Annotated in this window: 1 protein-coding gene; it reads right to left on the bottom strand. The window is 56.7% G+C overall.

Annotated features, from left to right (window positions below; translation table 11 throughout):
• The coding region (locus SB765_RS30620) for an ABC transporter substrate-binding protein (protein ID WP_410932617.1) at positions 1-263 on the bottom strand (263 nt) is incomplete at both ends.

Here is a 263-nt window from a genome sequence, read left to right as displayed (position 1 = left end):
CAATGACCCGATCAAACTGCCCTTCTTTCCACCCGCCCCAGTATCCGTCGAATCGCTCAAGCACCACTTGCTGGCCTTGTTCGACCTGCCCAAGTTTGTAGGGACCGGTGCCGATGGCGTTGGGAGCCATCATCCAATTATGCCCTTTCTCTACTGCCGCCGGGGCAATGATATAAGCGGCATACTGGCCTGCCGCGATCAGATTGGCCGGAGTGGGACTTTTAAACTTGAGCGCTACCGTATCGTCAGCGAGGACTTCGACG

The sequence above is a fragment of the Pseudomonas sp. SIMBA_067 genome, from assembly GCF_046534675.1.
Classification (GTDB): Bacteria; Pseudomonadota; Gammaproteobacteria; order Pseudomonadales; family Pseudomonadaceae; genus Aquipseudomonas; species Aquipseudomonas putida.
The sequence above is the reverse complement of the archived record's forward strand: the minus strand, read 5'-3'. Positions and strand labels throughout refer to the sequence as shown.